The 25,304-nt window shown below is 70.1% G+C and carries 28 protein-coding genes, 2 tRNA genes and 1 other RNA gene; 9 read left to right on the top strand and 22 right to left on the bottom strand.

What is annotated here, in order from left to right; genetic code table 11:
• Positions 1-14: 14 nt before the first annotated feature.
• Complete coding sequence (locus J7I98_RS16155) at positions 15-524, bottom strand: MarR family winged helix-turn-helix transcriptional regulator (RefSeq protein WP_214921396.1); 510 nt, start codon at positions 522-524, stop codon at positions 15-17.
• A 235-nt stretch (positions 525-759) separates the two neighbouring features.
• Between J7I98_RS16155 and J7I98_RS16150 the strand changes: the two genes are divergently transcribed.
• Complete coding sequence (locus J7I98_RS16150) at positions 760-975, top strand: hypothetical protein (protein WP_214921395.1); 216 nt, start codon at positions 760-762, stop codon at positions 973-975.
• Positions 976-1,043: 68 nt separating this feature from the next.
• On the opposite strand, the gene J7I98_RS16145 is transcribed toward J7I98_RS16150, so the two are convergent.
• The 9 genes from J7I98_RS16145 to J7I98_RS16105 all read right to left on the bottom strand — a co-directional run bounded on the left by J7I98_RS16145 (position 1,044) and on the right by J7I98_RS16105 (position 6,347).
• Positions 1,044-1,817 carry a hypothetical protein gene (locus tag J7I98_RS16145; RefSeq protein WP_308377820.1) on the bottom strand — a complete coding sequence of 258 codons (774 nt, stop codon included), beginning with the start codon at positions 1,815-1,817 and terminating at the stop codon, positions 1,044-1,046.
• Between the two features lie 156 nt (positions 1,818-1,973).
• Complete coding sequence (locus J7I98_RS16140; protein WP_214921393.1) at positions 1,974-2,837, bottom strand: RNA polymerase sigma factor SigF; 864 nt, start codon at positions 2,835-2,837, stop codon at positions 1,974-1,976.
• A 210-nt stretch (positions 2,838-3,047) separates the two neighbouring features.
• Positions 3,048-3,908 carry an RNA polymerase sigma factor SigF gene (locus tag J7I98_RS16135; RefSeq protein ID WP_214921392.1) on the bottom strand — a complete coding sequence of 287 codons (861 nt, stop codon included), beginning with the start codon at positions 3,906-3,908 and terminating at the stop codon, positions 3,048-3,050.
• Between the two features lie 180 nt (positions 3,909-4,088).
• Positions 4,089-4,382, bottom strand: coding sequence for a Dabb family protein (locus J7I98_RS16130; RefSeq protein ID WP_214921391.1), 294 nt, complete (start codon positions 4,380-4,382; stop codon positions 4,089-4,091).
• 43 nt (positions 4,383-4,425) lie between these two features.
• Positions 4,426-4,590 (bottom strand): hypothetical protein, encoded by a 165-nt coding sequence (locus J7I98_RS16125; protein WP_214921390.1) that lies wholly within the window; start codon positions 4,588-4,590, stop codon positions 4,426-4,428.
• A gap of 164 nt (positions 4,591-4,754) precedes the next feature.
• Positions 4,755-4,841, bottom strand: a tRNA-Ser gene (locus J7I98_RS16120).
• Between the two features lie 70 nt (positions 4,842-4,911).
• Positions 4,912-5,340 carry a tRNA adenosine(34) deaminase TadA gene (gene tadA / locus J7I98_RS16115; protein WP_214921389.1) on the bottom strand — a complete coding sequence of 143 codons (429 nt, stop codon included), beginning with the start codon at positions 5,338-5,340 and terminating at the stop codon, positions 4,912-4,914.
• A gap of 65 nt (positions 5,341-5,405) precedes the next feature.
• Complete coding sequence (locus J7I98_RS16110; RefSeq protein ID WP_214921388.1) at positions 5,406-5,939, bottom strand: hypothetical protein; 534 nt, start codon at positions 5,937-5,939, stop codon at positions 5,406-5,408.
• 207 nt (positions 5,940-6,146) lie between these two features.
• Positions 6,147-6,347 (bottom strand): hypothetical protein, encoded by a 201-nt coding sequence (locus J7I98_RS16105; protein ID WP_214921408.1) that lies wholly within the window; start codon positions 6,345-6,347, stop codon positions 6,147-6,149.
• A 124-nt stretch (positions 6,348-6,471) separates the two neighbouring features.
• On the opposite strand from J7I98_RS16105, the gene upp reads away from it, so the two are divergent.
• Positions 6,472-7,107 carry a uracil phosphoribosyltransferase gene (gene upp / locus J7I98_RS16100; RefSeq protein ID WP_214921387.1) on the top strand — a complete coding sequence of 212 codons (636 nt, stop codon included), beginning with the start codon at positions 6,472-6,474 and terminating at the stop codon, positions 7,105-7,107.
• Positions 7,108-7,154: 47 nt separating this feature from the next.
• On the opposite strand, the gene J7I98_RS16095 is transcribed toward upp, so the two are convergent.
• The 3 genes from J7I98_RS16095 to J7I98_RS16085 form a co-directional block, all read right to left on the bottom strand.
• Positions 7,155-7,793 (bottom strand): LytR C-terminal domain-containing protein, encoded by a 639-nt coding sequence (locus tag J7I98_RS16095; RefSeq protein WP_214921386.1) that lies wholly within the window; start codon positions 7,791-7,793, stop codon positions 7,155-7,157.
• Positions 7,794-7,929: 136 nt separating this feature from the next.
• Positions 7,930-8,232: a type II toxin-antitoxin system VapB family antitoxin gene (locus J7I98_RS16090; RefSeq protein ID WP_214921385.1), complete on the bottom strand. Its 303-nt coding sequence runs from the start codon at positions 8,230-8,232 to the stop codon at positions 7,930-7,932.
• A 158-nt stretch (positions 8,233-8,390) separates the two neighbouring features.
• Entirely contained in the window at positions 8,391-8,990 is a 600-nt protein-coding gene (locus J7I98_RS16085; RefSeq protein WP_214921384.1) for an HhH-GPD-type base excision DNA repair protein, read from the bottom strand.
• 156 nt (positions 8,991-9,146) lie between these two features.
• Between J7I98_RS16085 and J7I98_RS16080 the strand changes: the two genes are divergently transcribed.
• Complete coding sequence (locus J7I98_RS16080) at positions 9,147-9,620, top strand: hypothetical protein (protein ID WP_214921383.1); 474 nt, start codon at positions 9,147-9,149, stop codon at positions 9,618-9,620.
• 72 nt (positions 9,621-9,692) lie between these two features.
• On the opposite strand, the gene J7I98_RS16075 is transcribed toward J7I98_RS16080, so the two are convergent.
• Both J7I98_RS16075 and J7I98_RS16070 read right to left on the bottom strand, forming a co-directional pair.
• Positions 9,693-10,481 carry an isocitrate lyase/phosphoenolpyruvate mutase family protein gene (locus J7I98_RS16075; protein WP_214921382.1) on the bottom strand — a complete coding sequence of 263 codons (789 nt, stop codon included), beginning with the start codon at positions 10,479-10,481 and terminating at the stop codon, positions 9,693-9,695.
• Positions 10,481-10,963: a carboxymuconolactone decarboxylase family protein gene (locus tag J7I98_RS16070; RefSeq protein ID WP_214921381.1), complete on the bottom strand. Its 483-nt coding sequence runs from the start codon at positions 10,961-10,963 to the stop codon at positions 10,481-10,483. Before J7I98_RS16070 ends, J7I98_RS16075 begins: the two co-directional genes overlap by 1 nt.
• A gap of 47 nt (positions 10,964-11,010) precedes the next feature.
• Between J7I98_RS16070 and J7I98_RS16065 the strand changes: the two genes are divergently transcribed.
• Positions 11,011-12,471, top strand: coding sequence for a PLP-dependent aminotransferase family protein (locus tag J7I98_RS16065; protein WP_214921380.1), 1,461 nt, complete (start codon positions 11,011-11,013; stop codon positions 12,469-12,471).
• 23 nt (positions 12,472-12,494) lie between these two features.
• Here J7I98_RS16065 and J7I98_RS16060 read toward each other — a convergent pair whose 3' ends face one another.
• Complete coding sequence (locus J7I98_RS16060; RefSeq protein WP_214921379.1) at positions 12,495-13,631, bottom strand: sulfite oxidase; 1,137 nt, start codon at positions 13,629-13,631, stop codon at positions 12,495-12,497.
• 233 nt (positions 13,632-13,864) lie between these two features.
• Between J7I98_RS16060 and J7I98_RS16055 the strand changes: the two genes are divergently transcribed.
• Together J7I98_RS16055 and J7I98_RS16050 are read left to right on the top strand one after the other, a co-directional pair.
• Complete coding sequence (locus J7I98_RS16055) at positions 13,865-15,259, top strand: FAD-binding oxidoreductase (RefSeq protein ID WP_214921378.1); 1,395 nt, start codon at positions 13,865-13,867, stop codon at positions 15,257-15,259.
• 5 nt (positions 15,260-15,264) lie between these two features.
• On the top strand, positions 15,265-15,879 hold the full coding sequence (locus tag J7I98_RS16050; protein WP_308377819.1) for a response regulator transcription factor: 615 nt from the start codon (positions 15,265-15,267) through the stop codon (positions 15,877-15,879).
• 29 nt (positions 15,880-15,908) lie between these two features.
• Here J7I98_RS16050 and J7I98_RS16045 read toward each other — a convergent pair whose 3' ends face one another.
• From J7I98_RS16045 to J7I98_RS16025, 5 genes are all read right to left on the bottom strand, one after another.
• Positions 15,909-17,741, bottom strand: coding sequence for an ABC transporter ATP-binding protein (locus tag J7I98_RS16045; protein ID WP_214921377.1), 1,833 nt, complete (start codon positions 17,739-17,741; stop codon positions 15,909-15,911).
• Complete coding sequence (locus J7I98_RS16040; RefSeq protein WP_214921376.1) at positions 17,738-19,546, bottom strand: ABC transporter ATP-binding protein; 1,809 nt, start codon at positions 19,544-19,546, stop codon at positions 17,738-17,740. Before J7I98_RS16040 ends, J7I98_RS16045 begins: the two co-directional genes overlap by 4 nt.
• 105 nt (positions 19,547-19,651) lie before the next feature.
• Entirely contained in the window at positions 19,652-19,780 is a 129-nt protein-coding gene (locus J7I98_RS16035; protein ID WP_214921375.1) for a SapB/AmfS family lanthipeptide, read from the bottom strand.
• Positions 19,781-19,786: 6 nt separating this feature from the next.
• Positions 19,787-22,423, bottom strand: coding sequence for a class III lanthionine synthetase LanKC (gene lanKC, locus J7I98_RS16030; protein ID WP_214921374.1), 2,637 nt, complete (start codon positions 22,421-22,423; stop codon positions 19,787-19,789).
• Between the two features lie 164 nt (positions 22,424-22,587).
• On the bottom strand, positions 22,588-22,779 hold the full coding sequence (locus J7I98_RS16025) for a LuxR C-terminal-related transcriptional regulator (RefSeq protein WP_285438036.1): 192 nt from the start codon (positions 22,777-22,779) through the stop codon (positions 22,588-22,590).
• Between the two features lie 116 nt (positions 22,780-22,895).
• Here J7I98_RS16025 and J7I98_RS16020 point away from each other — a divergent pair, with 116 nt between their 5' ends.
• Both J7I98_RS16020 and J7I98_RS16015 read left to right on the top strand, forming a co-directional pair.
• Positions 22,896-23,654 (top strand): IclR family transcriptional regulator, encoded by a 759-nt coding sequence (locus tag J7I98_RS16020; RefSeq protein ID WP_214921373.1) that lies wholly within the window; start codon positions 22,896-22,898, stop codon positions 23,652-23,654.
• Between the two features lie 99 nt (positions 23,655-23,753).
• A complete protein-coding gene (locus J7I98_RS16015) occupies positions 23,754-24,926 on the top strand; it encodes a PP2C family protein-serine/threonine phosphatase (protein ID WP_214921372.1) in 1,173 nt (390 codons plus the stop codon).
• Positions 24,927-24,988: 62 nt separating this feature from the next.
• Here J7I98_RS16015 and J7I98_RS16010 read toward each other — a convergent pair.
• Positions 24,989-25,073: transfer RNA gene (locus J7I98_RS16010), tRNA-Ser, on the bottom strand.
• A gap of 108 nt (positions 25,074-25,181) precedes the next feature.
• Between J7I98_RS16010 and ffs the strand changes: the two genes are divergently transcribed.
• Positions 25,182-25,280: signal recognition particle sRNA small type (gene ffs, locus J7I98_RS16005), an RNA gene on the top strand.
• Positions 25,281-25,304: the final 24 nt, after the last annotated feature.

The raw sequence follows: 25,304 nt of genomic DNA, 5'->3' as shown, positions 1-25,304 counted from the left end.
TGAATTCCTTTGCTTTACGCGGGTGTTGCGGGTGTTGCGGAAGCTGTGGCGTGCTTGTACTCGTGCTCGTGCTCGAAGTGGTGCGGCGCCTTGGCCCGGCAGTCTCCGAAGCTGCTGCGCAGGCGGGCCAGCATGGTGACGAGCTGTCCGACTTCGTCGTCGGACCAGTCCCCGAGTGCGGCGGCGATCGTCTGGGTGTAGCGCTCGGAGAGTTCCTCCAGGAGCGCCCGGCCCGCCGGATTCAGCCGCAGGATGCGCGAACGCTTGTCGGCGGGGTCCGGGGCCCGGTCGATCCAGCCGCGGTCTGCCACATGGGCCACGTGCCGGCTGGTTACCGACATGTCGACCGCGAGGAGCTCGGCCAGCCGGCTCATCCGCATCTCGCCGTTGCGGTCGAGGAGGACGAGTACGGCGGCCGATCCTGCCGGGCAGTGGGCGGGGAGGACCCGTGCGAGTTCCCGCTTTACGGCGCCGATGGCACTGAGCTGCCGGGCCAGTTCCGCGTACTGGCTCTGTGCGGCCATCGGCACCTCCGGTACATCTTGTTGCTTAGGGCAACCATATAAGCCGTTGGTTGCTACAGGCAAACGAATTCGGGCCCTGAGGGGTAAAGGAAGCCAAAAGGCTCCGTGCGAGGCGGGTCAAGGGCACCCGCGCAGCCGGTAAAGCCGCAGATCACGCGCATCCGGGAGCCTTCAGCGAGCCATCAGGGGGCCAGGGGTGTCGCCGGGTGGGCCCTCTTCGCTAGGGTCCTTCTCCATGGCACACAACCCCCACGCCCCTCAAGGTCCCGAGGGTCACCACGACCCGGCGGGCAGCACTCAGATGTTCCGCGCCTTCGTAGACGACGGCGAACCGCAGCGGCAGCAGCCGGCCGCGGCAGCGTCGTCGGGCGGTCCGAAGACCGGCGTGATCGTCGGCGTCGTAGCCGTCGTCGCGATCCTCGCCGCGGTCGCCTGGCTCGCGCTCAGCTGACCACTTGCTGCGCCGACCACTCACTGCGCCGACCGCTGACTTCGCCGGCCGGTCACTTCGCTGACCGCTCACTTCCAGTCGGCGGTGACGTCCTGGGTCTCGACATGCATGCCCAGCGGCACCCGCCAGGCGTCCACGCACACGGTGTACGTCTTCTTCACAGTCGCGCCCGCGGCGATCGGCCCGGGCAGCGGCTGAGTCGACTCCCTGGTGTCCCAGTCGACACCGAGCGCGCCGATGATGTGCGTCGCGAAGGTGACGGTGCCCGAACGGACCGGTGATCCACCGGTGTTGCGGAACGGCACGGTCACCCTCTCGCACCAGCGCTTGTCGCCGTCCGCGAGCACGGGCGTGCCGAGCTTGAGTGCGGCGGGCGCGGGGGGAGGGGCAGGCGTGGAGGGCGAGGTCGGACCTGTGCCCGTGCCGGTTCCCGGCGATCCGGGTGCATCGGGCTCCGACGGCGTGCCGGGCGTGGTTGGCTTCCCGGGCGTACCGCTGCTGTCGCCGCTACCGCCGTCGCCTCCACCACCGCCCGGTACGCCGGGCAGCTCCACGCCGCCGCCCTTGCCGGGAGCCTCCGCCCCCGACCCAGCGTCCCTGTGCTTGCCCTCGCCTGCGCCCGAGCCGTCGCCCGTGCTCCCGGCCGGCGACTGCCCGCGCCTCGCATCCCCGGAACCGCCGCCGCTGCCCTCGTCGAGCGGCACCAGCTCGACCTTGCCCTCCGGCGGTACGGCCCGTCCCGGCGCGCGCTCCGGCGCCGACCCGGCGGCTCCGACCGCCACATAGCCGTCGTCGTCGCTCCCGCCGCCGCATGCGACCAGTACTCCGCCCAGACACAGCACAACCGCCGCCGTGGCGCCCGTAACAGCGCCTCGGCGGCCGCGTGTCGAATCGCGTGTCGGACCACGCCTCGGACCATGACCCAGACCATGACGTCGCATCGCGCCAGTTTCTCTGACGCTCCGTCAATTTGAAACCCCGTCAACGGGGTCGGTCCGTCAGTCCGCGATCAGCCCTTCCCTGAGCTGCGAGAGCGTCCGCGTCAGCAGCCGCGAGACATGCATCTGCGAGATGCCGACCTCTTCGCCGATCTGGGACTGCGTCATGTTCGCGAAGAACCGCAGCATGATGATCTGGCGCTCGCGCGGCGGGAGTTTGGCCAGCAGCGGCTTGAGGGATTCGCGGTACTCGACGCCCTCCAGCGCCGTGTCCTCGTACCCGAGCCGGTCCGCCAGCGAGCCCTCGCCGCCGTCGTCCTCCGGGGAGGGCGAGTCCAGCGAGCTCGCGGTGTAGGCATTGCCGACCGCGAGGCCGTCGACGACGTCCTCCTCCGACACGCCCAGGACCACGGCGAGTTCGGGAACGGTCGGCGACCTGTCGAGCTTCTGCGCGAGTTCGTCGCTGGCCTTCGTCAGCGCGAGCCGCAGCTCCTGGAGCCGGCGCGGTACCCGTACCGACCAACTGGTGTCGCGGAAGAAGCGCTTGATCTCCCCGACCACCGTCGGCATCGCGAACGTCGGGAATTCCACGCCCCGTTCGCAGTCGAAGCGGTCGATCGCCTTGATCAGGCCGATCGTGCCGACCTGGACGATGTCCTCCATCGGCTCGTTGCGGCTGCGGAACCGGGCCGCGGCGTAACGCACCAGAGGGAGGTTGAGCTCGATGAGCGTGTCCCGTACGTACGTACGGTCCGGGCTGTCCTTGTCCAAGGCGGCAAGCCGCAGGAAGAGCGAGCGGGACAGAGTGCGGGTGTCGATGGCTTCCGGCTGCGACACGATCGGCGGCGGAGCCACCACGGTGTCGCGCACGGCGGGCACTTCTTCCTTCGTGAGCACCTTCGAGCTGCCCTGTTCTGCGGACATGCCACCCCCTTGAGGTCGCTGACGGTAGCTGCGGGCGCTCCCGTCGGAGGAAGCAGCCTCCACCTGAATACCGGCGGAGTGGCTGCGGCAAACGCGGTTCCAGCAGAATGTCACATGTCGGCAACACGCTGTAGCGCCAAGTCGACAAATCTGCGCTGGAAAGAGGGGGTGTGCGGCTTTTCAGCCAAGTCGGGGCATTACCCGAAAGGGTTACGCATCGATTCGATTTGCGGATCTGAGTCGCGCGAAGCTTCTGGCCAGCAGCCTTGACACATGCATTTGCGAAACGCCCAGCTCGGCGCTGATCTGAGATTGAGTCAAGTTGCTGTAGTAGCGCAGCAGCAGGATCCGCTGTTCGCGCTCGGGCAGTTGTACGAGCAGATGCCTGACGAGGTCGCGGTGCTCGACGCCGGCCAGCGCCGGGTCCTCGTATCCGAGACGGTCCAGCAGCCCCGGCAGCCCGTCACCTTCCTGGGCCGCCTCCAGTGAAGTCGCATGGTACGACCGTCCCGCCTCGATGCAGGCCAGTACCTCGTCCTCGGAGATGCGCAGCCGCTCGGCGATCTCGGCGGTCGTGGGAGACCGGCCGTGGGCCGTCGTGAGGTCCTCGGTGGCCCCGCTGACCTGGACCCACAGCTCGTGCAGCCGGCGAGGCACGTGCACGGTCCTGACGTTGTCGCGGAAGTACCGCTTGATCTCGCCCACGACGGTCGGCATCGCGAACGTCGGGAACTGCACGCCGCGGTCCGGGTCGAACCGGTCGATCGCGTTGATGAGCCCGATCGTGCCGACCTGTACGACGTCCTCCATCGGCTCGTTGCGGCTACGGAACCGGGCCGCGGCGTAGCGCACCAACGGCAGATTCGCCTCGATGAGCGCTCCGCGCACGCGGGCGTGTTCCGGCGTGCCAGGGGTCAGGCCCTTGAGTTCGCCGAACAGCACCTGAGTCAGCGCCCTGGTGTCCGCGCCACGGCTCTTGGCGGGGGCGGTCTCAGGCGGGAGCGGGGGCAGCTGCTGGGACTGCTGCTGGACCTGCTGGGGCGGAGCCTGAGGCGCTGTACTGGCCGGCACGGTCGCGCCACCCCTTTTCTCGGTCAATCACGATCAACCCATCCGTCAAAAGCGGTCATAGCATCACAAGACATGTGCACTGTGTGCAAGCACCGTATAGCTCCGTGTTGACGGCAAGTTGGGGCATACGCACGCAAAAGCCCCGCACCTGCACGGTGCGGGGCCTCGTGTTCCGGGGGCTCAGAATTCGTAGTCGGCGATCACCCACGTGGCGAATTCGCGCCACTGTCCGGCGGCCGCCTGGTGGGCCGGGTGTTCGATGTATCGCTTGAGGGCATCGCGGTCCTGGACCGCCGAGTTGATGGCGAAGTCGTACGCGATGGGCCGGTCGGTGATGTTCCAGGCGCACTCCCAGAACTCCAGCTCGGGGACGACCCCGTCAAGCTCCTGGAAGGCCTTCACGCCCGCGACGACGCGCGGCTCGTCGCGCTCGACGCCCTCGTTGAGCTTGAAGAGGACCAGATGGCGGATCAAGGGGCACTCCTTCGATACGAGCTTCGATGGGGAGGGCGCCTGCTCACTGGACCAGTTCGGACATGAACTCACCGACGCCCTGGGCGGCACTGGACACGCCTTCGAAGCCTACCTGCACGAGATCGGCCGCCCTGGAAGGGGAAGTGATGATCGTGTACAGCACGAAGACGACGACCATGTAGAGAGCTATCTTCTTCGTTTGCACCATCTGTGCGGCCTCCCCGCCGGTACCCTGCGCGCTCGCGTGACGCGGCAGTCTATCCGTACAGACGGCCGGTTCAGGGTTGGCCGGATGTGATCACTTACTCAGCGGGAAAATGAGCGGCGCAACACGAAAGCCCCGACTTATCGAGTCGGGGCTTTCGTTCTGAGCGGTAGCGGTGGGATTTGAACCCACGGAGGAGTTGCCCCCTCACACGCTTTCGAGGCGTGCTCCTTAGGCCGCTCGGACACGCTACCGAGAGAGAGCTTAGCCCACGCCGGGCCGTGCTCTGAAATCGGTTGTTCAGCGGTCCCTTCAGCCGTGCCTTCAGCGGTCCCTGAAGAAGGCCGTCAGCTGTGCCGAGCACTCCGCTTCGAGCACACCGTGGACGACCTCGGGCCGGTGGTTCAGCCTCCGGTCCCGTACGACGTCCCAGAGCGACCCGGCCGCGCCCGCCTTCTCGTCGAGCGCTCCGTAGACCACCCTGTCCACCCGCGACTGTACGAGCGCGCCCGCGCACATCGTGCACGGCTCCAGGGTGACGACAAGCGTGCAGCCGGTCAGCCGCCACTCGCCGAGCCGCTCGGCCGCCCTGCGGATGGCCAGCACCTCGGCGTGCGCCGTCGGATCGCCCGTGGCCTCACGCTCGTTGTGGCCCGCCGCGAGCAGCGAGCCGTCCGGGGCCAGCACGACGGCGCCGACCGGCACATCGCCGGCCTCCGCCGCCCGTGCCGCCTCGTCCAGTGCCAGGCGCATGGGCGTCTGCCACCGGTCCCGTACCGGATCTGGGTCAGGTGTTTCTGTTGTCACTGCCGGACTCACTACTGGACGGTCTCCAGGACTTCGGCGGCGCCCAGGACGTCGGCGATCTCGGTGAGCGCGTCGGTGCCGAGTGCGAGCAGTTCCTTCTCGGACAGGCCGACGTCCACCAGGATCCTGGTGTCTCCGAGCGGTCCCGTCGGTACGGCGCTGGTGTCGTCCAGCGTGATGTCCTCGTCGTCTTCCTCCTCCGGTTCGCCGTCCTCGGTGCCGTCGAGGTCGACGAGCTCTTCCAGGGCGTCGGGATCCTCGGGGTCCCGGCCGAGCAGTTCGTCGGTGAGCAGGATCTCTCCGTACGAGGAACGGGCGGCCGAGGCCGCGTCCGAGACATAGATGCGCGGGTCCTCCTCGCCGTCCACCCGGACGAGGCCGAACCATGCGTCTTCCTGCTCGATGAAGACGATCACCGTGTCGTCGTCGACCGTGGCCTCGCGGGCCAGATCGGTCAGGTCCGACAGCGTTTCCACGTCGTCGAGCTCCGTGTCGCTCGCTTTCCACCCGTCTTCGGTGCGCGCGAGCAGTGCGGCGATGTACACCGTGACTCTCCCACTGGTCTTGATGAAGTGCCGGTTGGAAGTCCTCCCGGCGCCGGAGGGTGTAGCTGGGGGTGGGGGAGAAACCGTTTCGCAGCCCTGAGCCCCGCCCACTCGGAATCGTGGCAGAAACAAAGCCTTCGCGAGAGGTCTTCCGCTCTTGCGTCGTGTACCAGTCGTACGAGAAAGCCACGACCGGGCCACTGACGGCTACCAGCGGAAGGTGCGCATCCGCATCTGCTGCCGCATCCGGGCCGCGCGGGCGCGGCGCGGCTGCACGCGGTCGCGCAATGCCTTGGCCTCGTGCAGTTCGCGCAGGAACTGGGCGCGTCGCCGCCTGCGGTCGGCGCCACTCTCGTCGCTGAGGTCCTGTTCCTGCTCGCCCTGCTCCTCTTGCTCAGCTTCGCGCATCGGCCACCACACCACCCCAATGCTGGGTTTGTCCTTCACCCACCTTCCCTCCGGCCGGCGGGTTGATGCCAGCCCTGGTCGGCACTGATGGGAGCGGGCCGCTGCCCCCGCTACTGTTGACGCCATGCGGATCCATGTCGTCGACCACCCTCTTGTGGCGCACAAACTCACCACGCTGCGCGACAAGCGCACCGACTCCCCGACCTTCCGGCGCCTCGCCGACGAGCTGGTCACCCTGCTCGCGTACGAGGCCACCCGGGACGTGCGCACCGAGCAGGTCGAGATCCAGACCCCGGTGTCGCCGACGGCGGGCGTGAAGCTGTCGTACCCGCGCCCCCTGGTCGTACCGATCCTGCGGGCCGGTCTCGGCATGCTCGACGGCATGGTGCGGCTGCTGCCGACCGCCGAAGTGGGCTTCCTCGGCATGATCCGCAACGAGGAGACGCTTGAGGCGTCGACCTACGCGACGCGGATGCCGGAGGACCTCTCGGGCCGCCAGGTGTACGTACTGGACCCGATGCTGGCCACCGGCGGCACCCTGGTCGCGGCGATCCGTGAGCTGATCAAGCGCGGTGCGGACGATGTGACGGCGGTTGTGCTGCTGGCGGCGCCGGAGGGTGTCGAGGTCATGGAGCGCGAGCTGGCCGGCACGCCGGTCACCGTCGTCACGGCGTCGATCGACGAGCGCCTGAACGAGCACGGCTACATCGTGCCGGGGCTGGGCGACGCGGGCGACCGGATGTACGGCACGGCGGACTAGCAGCCGTCCGTACGCTCCTCAGGCGTACGTTCTCAGTCGTACGGTTCTCAGCACTTCCCGGAGGGCGCGGGCGAGGGATTGGCCAGCGTGGCCATGGCCTTGTCCGCGTCCTTCTTGGTGTCCAGCTCCTTGAAGGCCGTGCCGAGGATCAGGTCCACGTCGCTGCCCTCACGCGCGTCCGTCTTCTGTACGGCGCCCGTGAGATGCGCACCGAGTACCGGCAGCATGCCGGAGGCCGCCTTGGGGGCGCCCAGCAGTATCCCGGCGCCCTTGACCTTTTTGTCGTACGCCTTCGGCGCGTTGCCGACCTTGCCGATCTTGAAGCCGCGTTTCTTGAGCTCGTCGGCGGTGCCCTTGGCGAGGCCGCCGCGCTTCGTCGCGTTGTAGACGTTGACCTTGATCGCGCCCGGCTTGGGCAGCGTACTCGGCGCTCCGGACGCCGATCCGTTCGGCTTGCCCTGTTTGGCGCAGCCCTGTTTCTTGCGGACGGCCGTCGAGTGCTTCCCGCCCCCCGTGAAGACCTCGATGAGCTGAAGCGTCCCCCAGCCGATCAGGCCGAGGGCCACGACCGAGGCCATCACCGCGAGGATGATCCTTCGTCGGTTCCGGGGGCGTCGCATGCGCGGGTACTTGTCGCCCGTAATGCGGTACTTTCCGCCCATGCCGGGGGGAGTCAGCATGCTCATGAGCGCAGCGTAATGCGACTCGGTGATGATGCCTACTAAATGATCAACCACTTGGGTCAGGCCAACCCATAAGGCTCAACAGCCCGGCCTGCCGGACCCTCGGATGCCTCAGATGTGTCCCGGTGTCCCGGACGTCTCAGATGCCGTCGAGTTCCAGGACGCGCGCGTGCAGCACCTGGCGCTGCTGGAGCGCGGCGCGGACGGCGCGGTGCAGCCCGTCCTCCAGGTAGAGGTCGCCTTGCCACTTCACGACGTGCGCGAAGAGGTCGCCGTAGAACGTCGAGTCCTCGGCGAGGAGCGTCTCGAGATCCAGCTGACCCTTGGTGGTCACGAGCTGATCGAGGCGGACCGGGCGCGGCGCGACATCCGCCCACTGACGGGTGCTTTCCCGGCCATGGTCGGGGTATGGCCGGCCGTTTCCGATGCGCTTGAAGATCACACGGAAAGCCTACCGGGCAAGCGGCTCCGGGCGCAGCCATGAGGCGGGGGTTCAAAAGTCGTATTCAATGCCATAACGGGAGTAAATCGTGAGCGGAAGTGCGTCGTCCGGTGTCTCCCGCCCTCTATCCGGGCACTCGGCGCCCCGCGCCCGCCCGCCTACGCCTTCTTCTTGGCCGGAGCCGCCGCCTTCGCCGCCCGCTTCGCCTCCTGCTTGAACGCCCGCACCTTCGCCAGCGACTCCGGCCCCGTGATGTCCGCGGCCGACCGGTACGACCCCTCGTCGCCGTACGCCCCGGCCGCCTCCCGCCAGCCCTCCGGCCGCGCGCCGAGCTGCTTGCCCAGCAGCGCGAGGAAGATCTGCGACTTCTGCTTGCCGAAGCCGGGCAGGTCGTTCAGGCGGGCCAGCAGCTCCTTGCCGGTGGCAACGTCGCGCCACACCCCGGCCGCGTCCCCGTCGTAGTGCTCGACCAGGTACTGGCAGAGCTGCTGCACGCGCTTCGCCATCGATCCCGGGTAGCGGTGCACGGCCGGTTTCGCCGACAGCAGGTCCACGAAGGCCTCCGGGTCGTACGCGGCGATCTCGTGCGCGTCCAGGTCGTCGCCACCCATGCGCTGGGCGATCGTGTACGGGCCCGTGAACGCCCACTCCATCGGTACCTGCTGGTCGAGCAGCATGCCGACGAGGGCGGCGAGCGGGCTGCGGCCGAGCAGTTCGTCGGCGTCCGGTTGCTGGGCGAGTCGAATCACGGTGCTCATCTCTCGATGATCACACCTGCCGTCTCCCGCCGCATTACGCAAGACGATTCGTCTCGCCACCCTGTCGGCGTACGTCCCGGGGGCGCGTGGGCGTGGCCCGGCGAATGATCGAGAGGCAGCAAGGAACTGCTCCTCTCCGGAAGGACCCCGGCTCTCATGTCCGAACCCCAGTGGGGCCCGCGCCCCGAGGGCGGCGGCACGCCCCCGCCCTGGTACGGCTACCCGCCACCCCCGAGGAGGCGCCGGGTGTGGCCGTGGGTGCTCCTGGGTATCGCGGTTCTCATCGTGCTGGGCTGCGTCGCGATCGCCGCGCTGGTCTTCAGCGAGGTCGACGAGGAGGCGGACCGGAAGGTCCGGGTGACGTACGAGGTGACGGGCGACGCGAATGACGCCTCGATCACCTACACCACCTGGAACAACGGCAACACGTCGTCGAGCAGCGTGTCCGACGCCCGCCTGCCGTGGCGCAAGGAAGTGGAGAGCACGGGCCTCATGAAAGGCGGCTCGCTCGTCGTCACCCTTGGGGAATCCGGCGGGACGGCCACATGCTCGGTGACGGTGGACGACAACCCACCGCAAACGTCCACGGCGCGGGGGAAGTTCGCGACGGCTACATGTGACGGCTTCTGAGGAGTCACCCCATTCAACTGGTACGTCCCACCCACCGGCCCCGCGCATCCCGTCCCGTCCCGTCCCGTCACATCACCACAGCTTCAAGCCCGCGTACGGGTCCCTCCCCGCGGCGATCTCCTCCGCCAGGTCCGCCAAGTGCTTCTGCACCGCCATGAACAGGCCCGGGCCGAAGGTCACCCTTGCCACTCCCGCTGCCGCCAAGTCGGCCAAGGACAAGGGGCTTCCGGGACCGTACGCGATGTTGACCGGGGCCCCTATGCCCTTCACCAGCTCGCGTACCGTCTCGGCGGACAGGGCCTGCAAGGAGAGCGCGTAGATGCAGTCCGCGCCCGCTTCGGCATACGTGCGGCCCCTGGCCACCGCTTCCGACAGGAGGTCCCGGCGTTCCTCCTCCGTGGCGGGGTTGCCGCGCAGCAGCGTGTCCGTGCGGGCGTTGATCACCACGTGGGGGGCGGCCCGGCGGAACGCGGACAGGAACTCGGCCTGCTCGTCGGCTTCCACCATCGCGCCCGTACGCGGGTCGGAGTCCTCCAGGTTGCAGCCCACCGCGCCGGTCTCCGCCAGGCGCTCGGCGAGCTCGGCGGGCGGCAGGCCGTAGCCGCGTTCCAGGTCGGCGGTGACCGGTACGTCCACGGCCCGCACGATGCGGGCCACCGCGGCGAACATCTCCGCGGCCGGGGCCGCCTCGTGGTCCTCGAAGCCCAGGGCCGGGGCGACCGCCGCACTGGCCGTGGCGACGGCCGGGAAACCGGCGGCCACGACCGTACGGGCGGAGGCCGCGTCCCAGACGTTCGGCAGGACGACCGGCTTGCCCGGAACATGCAGGGCGCGCAGCGCGGCGGCTCGGGATGCCGTCATTACCGTGCCTGCGGTGTGTGTGAGCCGGGCATCATCCTGGTCGTCACCGCCAGCCGGTTGAAGGTGTTGATGATCGCGATCAGCCACGTCAGGGCGGCGAGTTCGTTCTCGTCGAAGTGGGCGGCGGCCTCGGCGTACACCTCGTCGCTCACCCCGCCGTTCGCAAGCAGCGTGCCCGCCTCGGTGAGCGCCAGCGCCGCGCGCTCCCGCTCCGTGAAGAACGGCGTTTCCCGCCAGGCGTTCAGCGCGTGCATACGCTGGTGCGTCTCGCCCGCCGCAGCCGCGTCCAGAGTGTGCATGTCGAGGCACATCGCACAGCCGTTGATCTGCGAGGCGCGGATCTTCACCAGCTCCTGGAGCGAGTACTCCAGGCCGCCCATGGCGTGCACGGTCTGGGCGAGTTCCAGCATCTTCTCGTAGGCGGCGCCGGAGTGCTTGAGGAGGTCGATGCGTGTCGTTCCAGCAGTCGTCTCTGTGGTCATGACGTCGACATTAGGCAGTGGTGGGGCGGCCGGTATGGTCCAATTCCATGGCGCTCGACTGGACCACATTCGGTGTTGACCTGCACCTCGACCTCAACACCGAAGCCGAAGGCGGCCTCCGGGCCGGCATCGAGCGCGCCCTGCGCGCAGCCATCAGGGACGGCAGGCTCGCCCCGGGCAGCCGTCTCCCCGCCACCCGGACACTGGCCGCCGAACTGGGCGTGGCGCGCGGCACGGTGACAGCGGCGTACGAGCAACTCGTCGCGGAGGGCCACCTGTCGGCCAGGAGCGGGGCGGGCACCGTGGTTTCCGAGCTGCTCCCGGCGCGCGTCGCGGGCGAGACGCGCGGTGCGACCGGGGGGACCGGAGGGAGCGCGTCCGGTGCGCTGCCGCCCGCGCGCCACAACCTGCTCCCCGGGCGCCCGGACGTCTCCTCGTTCCCCGTCGACGCCTGGCTGCGCGCCGCCCGCCGCGTGCTGCCGCGCACCGAGGTCGAGGCGTTCTCCGTGGGAGACCCGCGCGGCCACATCGCGCTGCGCACGGCGCTCGCCGGATATCTGGGCCGGACCAGGGGCGTACTGGCCGACCCGGAGAGGATCATCGTCACGACCGGTTTCATGCAGGGGCTCGGGCTGCTCGCCCGCGTCCTGCACGACGACGGCTGCCGGACGGTGGCGATGGAGGACCCGTGCGCACCGTTCCACCGCGAGGTGGTGCGGCGGGCGGGGCCGGGCGTCGTACCGCTGCCGGTCGACGAACTGGGCGCCTCCGGCCACGTACCGGACGGAGCGGGGGCGGTCGTAGTGACCCCGGCGCATCAGGCGGTACTCGGCGTCGTCCTCGCGCCCGAGCGGCGCCGGGCGCTGGTCGAGTGGGCGGCGTCGGGCGGAGGGCTGGTCGCCGAGGACGACTACGACGGCGAACTCCGCTACGGCAGGCAGCCCGTGGGCGCCCTGCAGGGCATCGCGCCGGAGCACGTCGCGTACCTCGGGACGGCCTCGAAGATCCTGGGGCCTGGGATACGGCTGGGCTGGATGGTGCTGCCGGAACGGCTGGTCGATGCAGTCGCCGACGCCAAGTTCTACGCGGACATGCAGACCGAGGTGATCGGTCAGCTGGTGCTGGCCGAGCTGATCACCAGCCATGAGTACGACCGCTACGTACGCGCCCAGCGCCTGCGCTACCGGCGCCGCCGCGACCAGCTGCTGCGCAGGCTGGCCGACGAGGTGCCCTGGGTGAAGGTGCACGGCGCGGCTGCCGGCGTACAGCTGGCGCTCGAACTCCCCCTCGGCGGCCCGACGGAGGACGAGGTGTGCGCCCGCGCGGCGGCCCGGGGCCTGCGGTTGATCCCCCTGGCCACGGTCTGGCACACGCCGGACCCGGCGCGTCCCGGCGGAATAGCCGTCGGCTACGGGACACCGCCCGAGCACGGGTACTCGGCCGCGCTGGACGCGCTGATCGGGACGCTGCGGGATGTCTCGTCCGCTGGTGGGCGGTCGCCGTCATGACGTGAGCGACGATGTGAACGACGCTATTCGGCGACGCACAGCACCGGCATCCGCTGCACCAGGTTGTTGGCGAAGCCGCCCCGGTTCCAGGGCTGTTCGAGCGGCTGTGTGTTGCCGTCCGCGTCCGTGGCGCGGGCGCTGAGGACGTGACTGCCCGGGGTGGCCGTCCACGGTGCGTGCCACCCTCGCCAGGCCCAGGCGTGGCCGTCCTGCGGGGCGAGCGTGGCTTCGCTCCAGGAGTGGCCGTCGTCCGTACTCACCTCGACCCGCGTGACCGGGGCGTACCCGGACCAGGCCCGGCCCTCAAGAACCACCTGACCAGGACGTACGACACGGGTTCTGGACATGAATTCCGGGAACCCGGGCGGTGCGATCAGGGCCCGCGGCGCGATGCGTGTCACCGGCTCGCCCGGCTCGTCGGCCTCCTGCCGGAAGCGGTACGCCACCGTCATCTGGAAGCCGGTGAACGGCGCGTCCGTGAGCGTGATGTCGCGAAGCCACTTCACGTGCGCCATGCCGTACCAGCCGGGGACCACCAGCCGCAGCGGATGCCCGTGCTGCGGCGGCAGGGGCCGGCCGTTCATGCCGTACGCCACCAGCACCTCGGGACGCGGATCGCCGCCGGTGGCCACCTCCAGCGGCAGGCTCCGCCGGTAGTCCTGCTCCACGCCGCGCTCGACGCCGTGGTCGGCGCCGGTGAAGACGGCCTCGACGGCGTCGGACTCGACTCCGGCCTCGGCGAGGAGGAGACGCAGGGGTACGCCGGTCCACTCGGCCGTTCCGACTGCCTCGACGAGCCAGGGCTGGCTCACGGGCCGGGGCGTGAGCCGGGCCCGGCCGTTGCCCGCGCACTCGATCGTCACGCGGTGGGTGACCGCCGGGAACGACCGCAGCGTCTCCATGTCCAGCGTCAGCGGGCTGCGGACGCGGCCGCCCACGGTGAGGCGCCAGTCGTCGGCGCGGGCGGCGGGGATGTCGTAGTGGACCAGTACGTAATGCAGTCCGGGCGGGGTCAGGTCGTAGCGCAGGGCTTCCAGCGGCAGTCCGTGGTTGCGGGTCGCCAGGGCGAGCTCCTCGGGGCTGATGCCCTCGGTGGGCTCCGCGATGCGGCTCGGCGGGCTGATGTCGCCGAAGGGGTCGCTGGAGGGGCGGCTTTCCATGAATTCATCGTGAGCCTTTGCCCGGGACCCGGCACCTCAGGCGAAATCCGGCGGAATTGCGAGCCCCTCCCACCGGCAGGATCCTGGAAATGTCAGCCGTCGTGGTGTCGGGCGTCCGATTCGCCTGCCGCAGACGGGGGTGCCGGGCCGCCGGTGCACAGCCGCTCACCGGCAGCCCCACGGGGGAGAGGCCGGGTGGGAAGCGGTCCGCGTCTCGGTTTAAGGAGCAGGCCATGGACGGCGCGACTCTGGAAGCGACGACTCTGGAAGCGATGGAGGCCGCGGTCCGCGGCCCGGTCATCGGCCCGCAGCACCCGGACTACCACCAGGCTCGCAAGATCTACAACGCGATGATCGACAGGTACCCGGCCGCCATCATGCGGTGCACGGACGCGGGCGACGTCATGGCCTCCGTCGATTTCATACGCGACCAGGGCCTCGAACTCGCCGTACGGGGCGGCGGACACAGCGGCCCCGGCCTGTGCGAAGTGGACGGCGCCGTCACCATCGACCTGTCGCCCATGCGTTGGGTGCACGTGGACCCCGAGACCAGGACAGCCCTAGTCGGCGGCGGCAGTCAGCTCGGCGACCTCGACCACGCCTCCCACGCCTTCGGCCTGGCCACACCCGCCGGAATCATGTCGACGACCGGCGTCGGGGGCCTGACCCTCGGCGGCGGCCACGGGCATCTCACGCGCAAGTACGGCCTGACGGTGGACAATCTGCTGGCCGCGGACGTCGTGCTCGCCGACGGCAGCTTCGTCACCGCGAGCGCGAAGGAGTACCCGGACCTGTTCTGGGCTCTGCGCGGCGGCGGCGGGAACTTCGGCATTGTCACGTCGTTCACCTTGCAGCTGCACCCGGTGCACACCGTGGGGTTCGGGATCACCGTGTGGCCGGTCGACCGTACGCCGGACGTACTGCGCTGGTACCGCGAATTCCTGCCGCAGGCCCCCGACGACCTGAACGGCTTCTACAACCTGCTCACCGTGCCGGCCGGTCCGCCGTTCCCCGAGGAGATTCACAACCAGAAGATGTGCGGCGTGGTGTGGTGCTGGACAGGGGACCTGGCCGGCCTCGACGACGCACTCGCCGCCGTCAACGACGCGGGCCCGCCCGCCTTCCACTTCACGACACCGATGCCCTACCCCGGGGTGCAGAGCCTGTTCGACGAGCTGATTCCCGCCGGCCTGCAGTGGTACTGGCGCGGGCACTTCTTCGACCGCATTACGGACGAATCCCTCGACGTACACGCCAGGTTCGGCGAGAACGTGCCGACCGACCTCTCGACGGTGCACCTCTACCCGGTCGACGCCGCCGCCGGGCGCGTCGACAAGGACGACACCGCGTGGAGCTACCGGGACGCGATCTGGTCCGGCATCGTCGGCGGCGTCGACCCGGATCCGGCAAAGGCAGAGATCGTCAAGCAGTGGGCCGTCGACTACCACCAGGCTCTGCAGCCGCACTCCATGGGCGGCTCGTACGTGAACTTCATCGGCGCGGGCGAGGGCCAGGATCGCGTCAGGTCGACCTACCGTGACCACTACGGCAGGCTCGCGCAGATCAAGGCGACGTACGACCCGGACAACCTCTTCCACGCGAACCAGAACATCGAGCCGGCCGGTTGAGTCAGTTGAGCACGCTGATCAGGGTGCTGCTCGTCGAGGACACCACCCTCATGCGGGGAGCGCTCGCCGCCCTCCTCGACCGCGAGACGGACATCGACGTCGCCGTGGAAGCCGGACGGAACGGCTCGGTCCTCGCCCACGCCGCGACGTACCGCCCCAATGTCGCAGTGATCGACGTCGACTCCCGGGAGCGTGAGGAACTTGCCCTGGGGGGCGAGCTGTCCGCACAACTCCCCGAGTGCCGGACGCTGCTGGTCACCGGCTCGCCGACGCCGGAATGCCTCATGCGGGCGCTGGCCCAGAGGGCTCCCGGCCTCGTCGGGAAGAACACCTCTGCGGACCGGCTGGTCGAGGGCATCCGCACGGTCGCGGGGGGACAGCGGTTCATCGACCCTGAGCTCGCGCTGCGGGCGATCAACGCGGTGGAGAGCCCGCTGACCCCGCGGGAGCTGGAAGTGCTGCGGATGGCTGCGGAGGGCACGCCGACGCGGGAGATCGCCGACCGGCTGGCGCTTTCGGTGGGCACGGTACGAAACCACCTGTCGACGGTCGCGAACAAGGTGGGTGCACGTAACCGGGTCGACACGATCCGGATCGTCCGTGAGTCGGGTTGGTTGTAGCTGGAGTTGTGAGTTGTACGGCGGATTGGTCATCCCGTACGCGTCGTACGCGCGACGGGACGGTACGGCGATACCGGTGACGCGGCCGACTCCCAGTGGCCCACCAGATCGCGGTAGAGCGCCGAGTCGGCCATCAGCTCCTCATGCGTGCCCAGCCGGGCCCGCGTACCGTCCAGCAGCAGAATCAGGTCTGCCCGCAGTGCCGAGCTGATCCGGTGTGCGAACACGATCAATGTGCCCGGGCGGCGGGCGAAGGCCTGCTCTGCGACCGCTTCGGCGGCCGGGTCGAGGTGGCATGTGGCCTCGTCCAGCAGAATCAGCTGCGAGGGCGGCAGGAACGCGCGGACGAGCGCGACCAACTGGCGTTCACCGGCCGAGAGTTCCTGCGGTTCGAGTGGCGCGTCGTAACCGCCCAGGCGCTCCACGAGCGGCCCCGCACCCACCGCGCGGACCGCTGCGTCCGTCTCCGACCGCTCGGCGCCGGGCTCCAGGTAGGTGAGGTTCTCCCAGAGCGTGCCGCCGAAAACGTACGCCTCCTGAGGGATCAGCACGCGCCGCCGTGCCAGGGCCTCGGCGCCGCATGTACCCGGCGTACGGACGGGCGCGCGGACGGGCGTACCGCCGATGCGTACCTGCCCGGCTTGCGGTTCGAGGAGCCCGGCGACCAGCGCGGCCAGGGTGGACTTCCCCGCGCCGCTCGGTCCTACGACGGCCAGGTGATGCCCCGGGCAGAGCGAGAGGTCGAGGTTCTGGATCACCGGCTCCGCAGATCCGGCGTAGCCGAAGGTGACGCCACGCAGTTCCACGCCGGGCCCGCGCGGCGATGCCGCCACCGGCGCGGTCGAGGGGCGCGGTCCCGTCGACGGGCGCGGGCCGGGCCGTTCCGCCTCCGCAGCCGCCGCCTCCGGCGAAATGTGCGCCGCCTCCGCGATACGGCCGAGGGATACCGCCAGCCACAGGCCGCTGCCGCCGACTCCCCGGACGAAGTCCTGCAGTGCCGGTTGCAGGCCCTGCGACACGTACGCCACCGCCCCCAGGACCGCTCCCGCCGTCACGCCGCCCCGTAGCAGCCAGGGCGTACCGGCCAGGATGAGCAGGATGGGCATCCAGCCGCTGATTCCCAGGGCCGCGGTCCGGAGCGCCGTGAGCCGGGCAAGGGCCCGGGCGGCCTGTGCCGAGGCGTCGATACGGTCCTCTGCCTGCGCCCGGACGCGTTCCTCGGCGCCGCAGGCGACCACGTCCCGCAACCCTCCCACTGCTCCGCTCACGGCCTCCGCCAGGCCCTCGTCCGCCAGGACGAGGGCCCGCTGCCGGGCGGCCATGGAGCGGAGCGCCGCGAGGAAGATGGCGAGGCCGGTCAGCAGCGGCGGCAGGACCAGGAGCAGCAGGGCGGGGTCCAGGGAGGCCAGGCCCAGCGCCACGCTCACCACCGTGATGACGAAGGTCTGTACGAACATGACCACCGCCCCGTACGCCTCCCGAGCGATCTCCACGTGCTCGGTGAGGCGTGCCACGGCGGCGGTGTCGGCGGGTTCACCCTGCCGGGCCGAGTGGCGCAGGGTGCCGGTCGTGACCAGGGTGACCAGCTCGTCGCGGAACGGCTCGACGACCGCGGCGAGCCCCAGCGCGGCGTGCCGTGTGCCCCACGCCCCGATCAGGACGGCGCCCGCCAGCAGCCCGAGCCAGGCCAGTCCCTCGCCCGCCCGGCCGGCCAGGAAGCCGTCGTCGACGGCACGGGCAATGACCCAGCCGGACAGGAAGGCCGGTACCGCCTTCACGAACGACCAGCCAGAGAGCCGAAGGAACTCGCGGCGCCGCCGGTGCAGCGTCGAGCGCAGGAGGCCGCCGGCTGCCCGGTTCACGGGGCACTTCCTGTGTGTGCGACCGGCGGGACGGGCTCGTCGGGCTGGACGGGCTCTACCGCCTGGACCGGCCGTATCGGCTGGTGGACGGGCTGTACCGGCTGGAATACAGCCCGGTATTCGGGGTCGGCCCACAGTTCGCCGTGCGTCCCCTCCGCGCGCACCCGCCCCCCGTCGAGCCAGACGACGTACTCCGCCCTGGCGGCGGTGGACGCCCGGTGCGTCACGACGATCCGGGTACGGTCGGCCAGCGCGCCGGTCAGCGCCTGGCTGATGTGGTGCTCGGTCACGGTGTCGAGGCTGGCGGCGACATCGTCGAGTACGAGGACCCGCCCGGCCTGGACGAACGCGCGTGCAAGCCCGATGCGTTGCGCCTCACCGCCCGACATCGGGGCCTCGGCGAGCGGGGTGCCGTAACCGGCCGGCAGGTGCCGGATGAACACGTCGGCCCTGGCCGCGGTCGCCTGTGCGACCAGCTCGTCGGCGGAGGGCGTTCGTGGCCCGAACCCGATCGCGTCGGCAATGGTGTCGCCGAGCAGCACCGGGCGTTCGAAGCCGTACGCCACCGCCCTCCGCAGCTCGTCGCGGTCCAGGCGGCGCAGCGGCACGCCGTCCAGCAGCACTTCGCCCTCGTCGGGGTCGACGAGACGCCCGGCCAGCGCGGCCAGCAGCGACTTGCCGGACCCCGACCGCCCCACGACCGCGACCAGAGCCCCGCCCCGCACAGCAAGTCGGAGGTCGTCGAGCACGACGGCACCGCCCGGCGTGCGTACGGTCACCCGCCGGAATTCCAGCCGCCCGTTGCCTGTGTCGACGTTGCTGCTTCCTTCGACGGGGAGCCGCTCCGCGCCGTACCGCATGGCCGGTTCGTCGATGACCTCCGCGACCCGGGCGGCCGTCGCGCGGGCGAAGGTCAGCTTGCTCACGGACGACACGATGGAGTCGACGCCCATGGCCAGCAGCACGTACTCGCTCGCGGCGAGCACCTCACCCGGGGTGATCCGTCCCCGGGAGAGTTCCAGTCCGGCCACCGCCAGCACGGCGATCTGCAGCAGGGGTACGACGAGGGCGTTGCGTGCCGTGACCCGGGCGAACGCGCGCCACATCCCCAGGCCGTTGCGGCGCAGCTCCGGCAGCGGCGCGAGCACCCTTCCGATCTCGCGTTCGGCCGTCCCCGCCACAGCGATCGTGCGGATTCCGGCGAGGGCGTCACCAAGGCGTGCGGCGATCCGGCCCTGTGTCGCGAAGTACTGCTCGTTGAAGTCCGACACGTCGCGTACGAAGGCGCGTACGAGGAGGACGACCAGGGGCAGCCCGGCGAGGAAGGTCACGCAGAGCCAGGGGTCGATGAGCGCCAGCGCGACGACGCCGCCGATCGGGGGGACGAGATCGGTGATGCCCCAGACCAGGCTAGACGGGGCGCTTCCCGTACGGGCCGTGTTGCTCACCAGGCGGCTCACCAGGTCCCCCGCACCGAATCGCCGGGTGGCCCGGGTGCCCAGCGCGAGCATGTGCCGCAGCAGCGTCCGGCGCAACCACACGATCGCCCGGGCATTGGCCACCGCTCCGACGAAGTCGTCCGCCGCGTCACACACCACCAGGATCACGATCGACACCGCGGACATGGAGAGCCAGAGTGTCGCGTCGCGACCGTCGAGCATGGCGTCGAGGGCACGCCCCATGACCGTGGGCAGTGCCAGATACACGCCGGCCAGCAGCAACGCTGTGGCAGCCAGGACGCCGACCGGTGCGCCACCCCGCCGGGCTGCCGCGAGCAGCAGCCGATCCGCCGCACGTCGGGCCACGGGCCACTCCCGTCACGATTGCGGTCACGGTAGGGGCGGGGGCACGCGGTCGTGCCCCCGCCTTTCCAGCGGTCACTCGCCTTTCCAGCGGTCACTCGTAGTCGCTCAGAACAGCGAGCAGAGCAGGCTCAGGAAGCTGCGCCCGTCGTTGTTGCAGCCCTTGCTGGCGCGACTTCCGGGCGGCGGCTTGGCGCTGGTTTCGGGCGCCATCCCTTGCAGGTCAAGGAGCGTCATTTCCTTTCACCTCCTTTCTTTGCGGCTGGTCGGGGGCGGAAAGGTCGGAACGGAAAGGTCGGAAAGTCGGGGCGGGGCAAGGAAAGGCAGCTGCACAGTGTCGTGATGAAGGGCGGAGCCGAGGGCGAGCAGCACACCGGCGCTGCCGGTGGCCAGGTCCATGGAGAGCCGCATCAGCTGGTCGCCGGGGAAGGCAAGGTGCCCCTGGTAGTTACAGGCGTGCCGGGCCAGGCTGCGAATGTGGGCAGCGACCACCGGGTCCCGTTCGGCGGCCGTTCCGGGGGGATGCGCCCGGCTGAGGTGGAGGATCATCCCGGCCATGCCGTCGAAGAGCCCCGGTTCGATGCAGAACGGCGCCGTGGCGGCCCTGCGGATGGCCGTGGCCGCCTGCGCGAACTGCTCGTCCTCGCGGTGCTTGAGGTAGTCGTCGAGGACGAGGCCGATGCCCACACTGCCGTCGGCGAGGTACGGCATCGTCCGCCATCCCTCGTTGACCTCCATCACCCCGTCCGCGCGGACGACGCAGCGGCGCAGGTCCTGGCGCAGTGCCGTCGCGGCGAGATCGAGGAACTGTGCGTCGCCGGTGTGCTCGTAGAGCCGTACGAACATCAGCGCGGGCCCGGCAGAGCCCATCAGCAGCCCGGCGTACGGATGACCATTGCCGCTCACCTCCGGCACGGCGTCGGCCGGTCCCAGCCGCCCGGCGGCGACGTCCGCCACCTGGAGGGCGGCGTCCAGGAACGCGGGGTCGTCCGTGACGGACGCGAAGTGCAGCAGGTTCAGGCCGATTCCGGCCAGCCCGCCGCGCAGATCGAGCCCCAGCTGCTCCCACCGTTCGCCCGAGCAGATGTCGAGGACCTTCATCGCCTCGGCGCGGTGACCCAGGTGGTCGAGTACGTACGCGATGCCGTGCATGCCCTCGTAGAAGCCGAGGCGTGTCCCCGTCTCGGGGTGCAGGGCCCGCCGGACGAGCCAGTCCTCGTACTGCGGATGACGTCCGGCGCCGGTCACGTCCAGGGCGTACAGGACCCCTGCCGCGCCGTGGGCGAAGGCCAGAGCGGTGCCTTTTGTGAGGAACTGCTCGATGTCTCCGGGGAAGAGGCGGTCGTCCCGCTCCGGCGTGGCGCTCGCCAGGATGGCGGCGGAGAGGGAGTCACGGGCGCACTCCCAGCCCGGGCGGTCGGGATCCAGTCGCGGTTCGCCCGCGGCCGGTGCGCCTGTTGCCTGCCGCCCGGCGTCCCCGGTGATCAGCCGTACGGCGTCGTCCAGGAACCCGTCCGGCAGCGGGAACAGCCGTGCCGCCTCCCTGGCGAACTGGCCCGCCTTGCCCCTGTCCAGTTCGATCAGGCCGGTCAGCGGCATGAACAGGAAGAGACGCAGGCAGGCCAGGGCGTACCGGTCGATGCCGAACCCGGTGGTCTTGTGCGGGGCGACGAAACCCGGGGCGGCGAGCGTCTGTCGCCGCGGCTGTGCCGCGTCGGACGCGCCCTCGAAGTCGATCAGCACCACACGTCCGTCGGGCCGGACCAGAGCGTTGAGCGGGTGTACGTCGCCGATGACGACACCCCGCTCGTGCACGGCGGTGACCGCCTGCTCGATCTGCTGGAGCATGTCGAGCGCCCAGGACGTGTAGTCGGCGAACGCCGCGTCGTCGGGGTCCAGTGACACCAGGGGGTACCGGTGGACGAACTGCTCGTGGAGTGTCTCTCCCTCGATGAAGTCCTCGACGAGGAAGTGATGGTCCCCGAGCACGAAGTGGTCCCGTACGCCCGGAACGCAGTCGAGGCCGCCGAGCCGCTCCAGCGCCTCCCGCTCGCGCCGCAGCCGCGCCACCGCGTCCGCACCGTCCGGCGTGAGCCCCGCGTGCGGCCGGGCCTCCTTGAGCACGACGCGCTCCTCGGTGCGCAGGTCCACACCGGAGTACAGCCCACCACCGTTGGAGAAGTGCAGCGCCTTGTCGATGCGGTACGGGATGTCGGCCACGGTCGTACGCCCGCGTTCGGCGAGATGGGGCTCCAGGAACTCCGGCAGCCGGACCCAGTCGGGCACCCGGAACGTCGGTCCGCGCACGTCGGGCACCAGCCGGCCGGTCCCGTCCTCGATCGCGGGCACGACCTCGCCGTCGGCCGTGACGCAGTAGCGGTCGGCGAAGGCGCCGTACCTGACGTACAGCGGACCCGGCCCCCACCGCAGGTCGCTGAGGATGTACGGCCCCGGCTTCCCCTCCAGGACGTGCCCCAGATCGGTGAGCACCTGCCGGAGCTGGGCCTCGTCCCTCGGGTAGATCGTCACGAACTTGCCGCTCGCGCTCCGGTGCGCGTACTTCGCGTTGGCCAGGAGCAGGAACTCCCTGCTGGGCAGGAACTTGAAAGAGATCCGCCGCGGCAGGCAGTAGTCCCGGACCGCGGCGAGGATCTCCTCGGCGTTGTCGAGACACGCCGAGGCGTGGATCTTCCACCCCTGGCGGGGGAGCTTGGCGTCGTCCGGGCAGTAGACCACCCAGTCGTCGAGCTGGGCACGTACCCACGTGTCCGGGACCGTGCCCAGTGCGGCTTCCAGGTCGCCGCCTCCGTCGCGCGTGTGCGGCGGCGCGTCGTAGAAGCAGGGGTCTACGAGGCAGTACACCTCATACCGCTTGTCCATGTGCGCCTCCGGTGGGGCCACGTCTACTTCGACGATTCCAGAGCCACCGGCCGTCAACAACCACCACTTGTCACGCAATGGGCGTGAGATTCGCACCCCGGGACCGTGACATTCGCACGCCTCCCCCCAGGACGCGGCGCTGTCTGTGGCCCTCGCCCGTGCGGCTACTCGAATTGCTCGGACTTGGCCAGGAGACAGGCGAGTTGTGCCCTGCTGCGGCTGCCGAGCGCGTCCGCCGTCTTTTTGATGTGGTTGGCCACGGTGCGTGCGCTCATGCCGAGGCGCGTCGCGATGGCCGCGTCGGTGTGCCCCTCCACCATCAGGCGCAGCACGGTACGCCGCTTCTCCTCGGTCAGCGGGGCCGACCGCGCATGGGGCTCGCCGAGGTCGGCCGGATTCCCGGCCGGGCCTTCGCCGCCCCTGCGGGCCGAGGGGCCTTGCCCGGGCCGTGAGTCGGGCGCACGCTGGTCACATGGCTGCGCACGACGGCCCTACGCTCATCACTTCCGTACAGCGGGCCTTCCGCCTGTTGGAAGCGGTGGGCGCGCACGGGAACGGCGCGCCGGCGAAGCAGCTGGCACGCGAGACGGGCCTGCCTCTGGCCACCACCTATCACCTGTTGCGGACGCTGGTCCACGACGGGTACGTACGGAAACTGGACGACGGCGGGTTCGTCATCGGGGACCAGCTGGACGTGCTGCACGCCGGAAGCCGCGGGCAGGCGCTGCTCAGCCGCATCCGCCCCATGCTCGCCGCTCTGCGGGACGAACTGTCGGCCGCCGCTTACCTGACCTTCTACGAGGAGGGCGAGATCCGGGTCGCCGAGATCGTCGACAGCCCCCGGGCGCAGCGGGTCGATCTCTGGGTGGGATTCGAGGACGCCGGGCACGCCACCGCGCTCGGGAAGTGCGTACTGCGCGAGCTCGACGACGAGTCCCGCAACGACTACCTCTCCCGGCACTCCCTCGCCGACCTCACGCCCCGGACCATCACCCGGCGTTCCGAACTGATCCGGCGACTCGAGTCGCCGACCACCGCCCCGGCCGTCCTGGACCTGGAGGAGTACGCCCTCGGTACGGTCTGCGTCGCGGTGCCCGTCTACAGCGGCGACAAGCTCGGCTCGCTCGGCATCTCCATGCGGGCGGACCGGCTCTCCCGCATCGATGAGGTGCGAGAGCGTCTGGTGCCCACAGCCGGCCGCGTGACCAGGGGTCTTTCGCTCACTATCTGAAATTCCTGTCCTTGTGGCGCCCGCACGGAACCTGTTCTCTGGACGAAAGGGACATTCGGGCGTATGTGCCGCCACCGGGAGAGGACTGCGGACCACAACATGAGTCAGGCGCGAGACCATGAAGGCGGCTGGTGGCCGACGAGGTCGTTCACGAAGACCCGGACAGGAGCCGCCGCGCACTTCGCCTCCGTTGCGCCCGTGCTGATCGTCTCTGTCGTTGTACTCCTCGGCCTCGTCAGCGGAGCCGCGATGACCTGGCTGCCCCTGCTCGCCGCCGGACCCGCGCTGGCCGCCACCACCAGTCGGCCGTGGGGGGTTCTGTGTGTCGGCTTCCTCGCCGCCGTTCTGGGCGCTGTGCTCGGGGTTCGGGACGGCGTACCTGGTCGCGAGCTGGCCATCGTGCTCTCGGCATTGGTAGCCGTAACCCTGGCGTGCGGCCTGACCAGCGGGCTGCGCGTGCGCCGCGAGCGGGTACTCGCGGCCGTGCGCTCGGTCGCCGAGGCCGCCCAGCACGCCCTCCTCAAGCCCGTGCCCGCAACGGTCGGCCCGTTTCAGGTGGCCGTCCGCTACAGCGCCGCCGATGCGGAGGCCCGCATCGGCGGGGACCTCTACGCGCTGGTGCCGACTCCGTACGGGGTCAGGCTGATCGTGGGCGACGTGCGGGGAAAGGGGCTGCCCGCGGTGGGCACCGCCGCCCTGGTGCTCGGCGTCTTCCGCGAGGCCACCTACGACGAGCCGGACCTCCTCGACGTCGTCGGCAGGATCGAGCGAAGCCTGGCGCGCAATCTGGGTTCCGACGACTTCGTCACCGCCGTCGTCGTCGGGTACCCCGGAGCCGGAAGCATGGAGGTGGTCAACTGCGGACACGCTCCGCCGCTGGTGGTCCGCGATGCACAGGTACTGGCCGTCGATCCGACCCATCCGGCTCCACCGCTCGGGCTGCATGCCTTTACCGGCGAGACTCCGAGCCTGCAGACACTGCCCTTCGCCGACGGTGACCAGCTGCTCCTCTACACCGACGGCGTCACCGAGGCCCGCAACCACGATCGTGAGTTCTACCCGCTCGTCGAGCGGGTGGCGCGGCACGTGTCGGACGAGCCGTCCCGTACCCTCGCCGCGCTCCACGACGAACTGCTGGCGCACGTCGGCGGCCGGCTCCACGACGACGCGGCCCTGCTCCTGCTCCGGAAACCGGCCGCTGTCGGCCTGGCGGACCGGCTTCTCGCCCAGTCCCAGCACGCTGACGCGGCCGGGGGAGAGATCCGGTTGTAACGGAAGCCGAGACGCAGACGACGAAGGCCCGGACCGTCGAAACGGTCCGGGCCTTCTGCCGGCGGAGGATACGAGATTCGAACTCGTGAGGGGTTGCCCCCAACACGCTTTCCAAGCGTGCGCCCTAGGCCACTAGGCGAATCCTCCGCCGCAAACAATACAAGACGTTGAGGAGTGCTCGCGAACACGTTCCTCCGCGTTGCCCGTGGTCGGGGCCCGGCTCGTTTTCCTGGGGGGCCATCCGCTACTGTGGGGGCCAGCCCCTCACGTGGCGCTATCTCACCGAACTCCCCCAGGGCCGGAAGGCAGCAAGGGTAAGTGAGCTCTGGCGGGTGCGTGGGGGGCGCTTGCGTTGGGCGGGGACGGTTGTCAGTGGGT

Origin of the sequence: Streptomyces sp. ISL-98 (genome assembly GCF_018614055.1) — a bacterium.
GTDB classification, from domain to species: domain Bacteria; phylum Actinomycetota; class Actinomycetes; order Streptomycetales; family Streptomycetaceae; genus Streptomyces; species Streptomyces spiramyceticus.
Note: the sequence above shows the minus strand (reverse complement) of the source record. Positions and strands in the feature narration are given on the sequence as shown.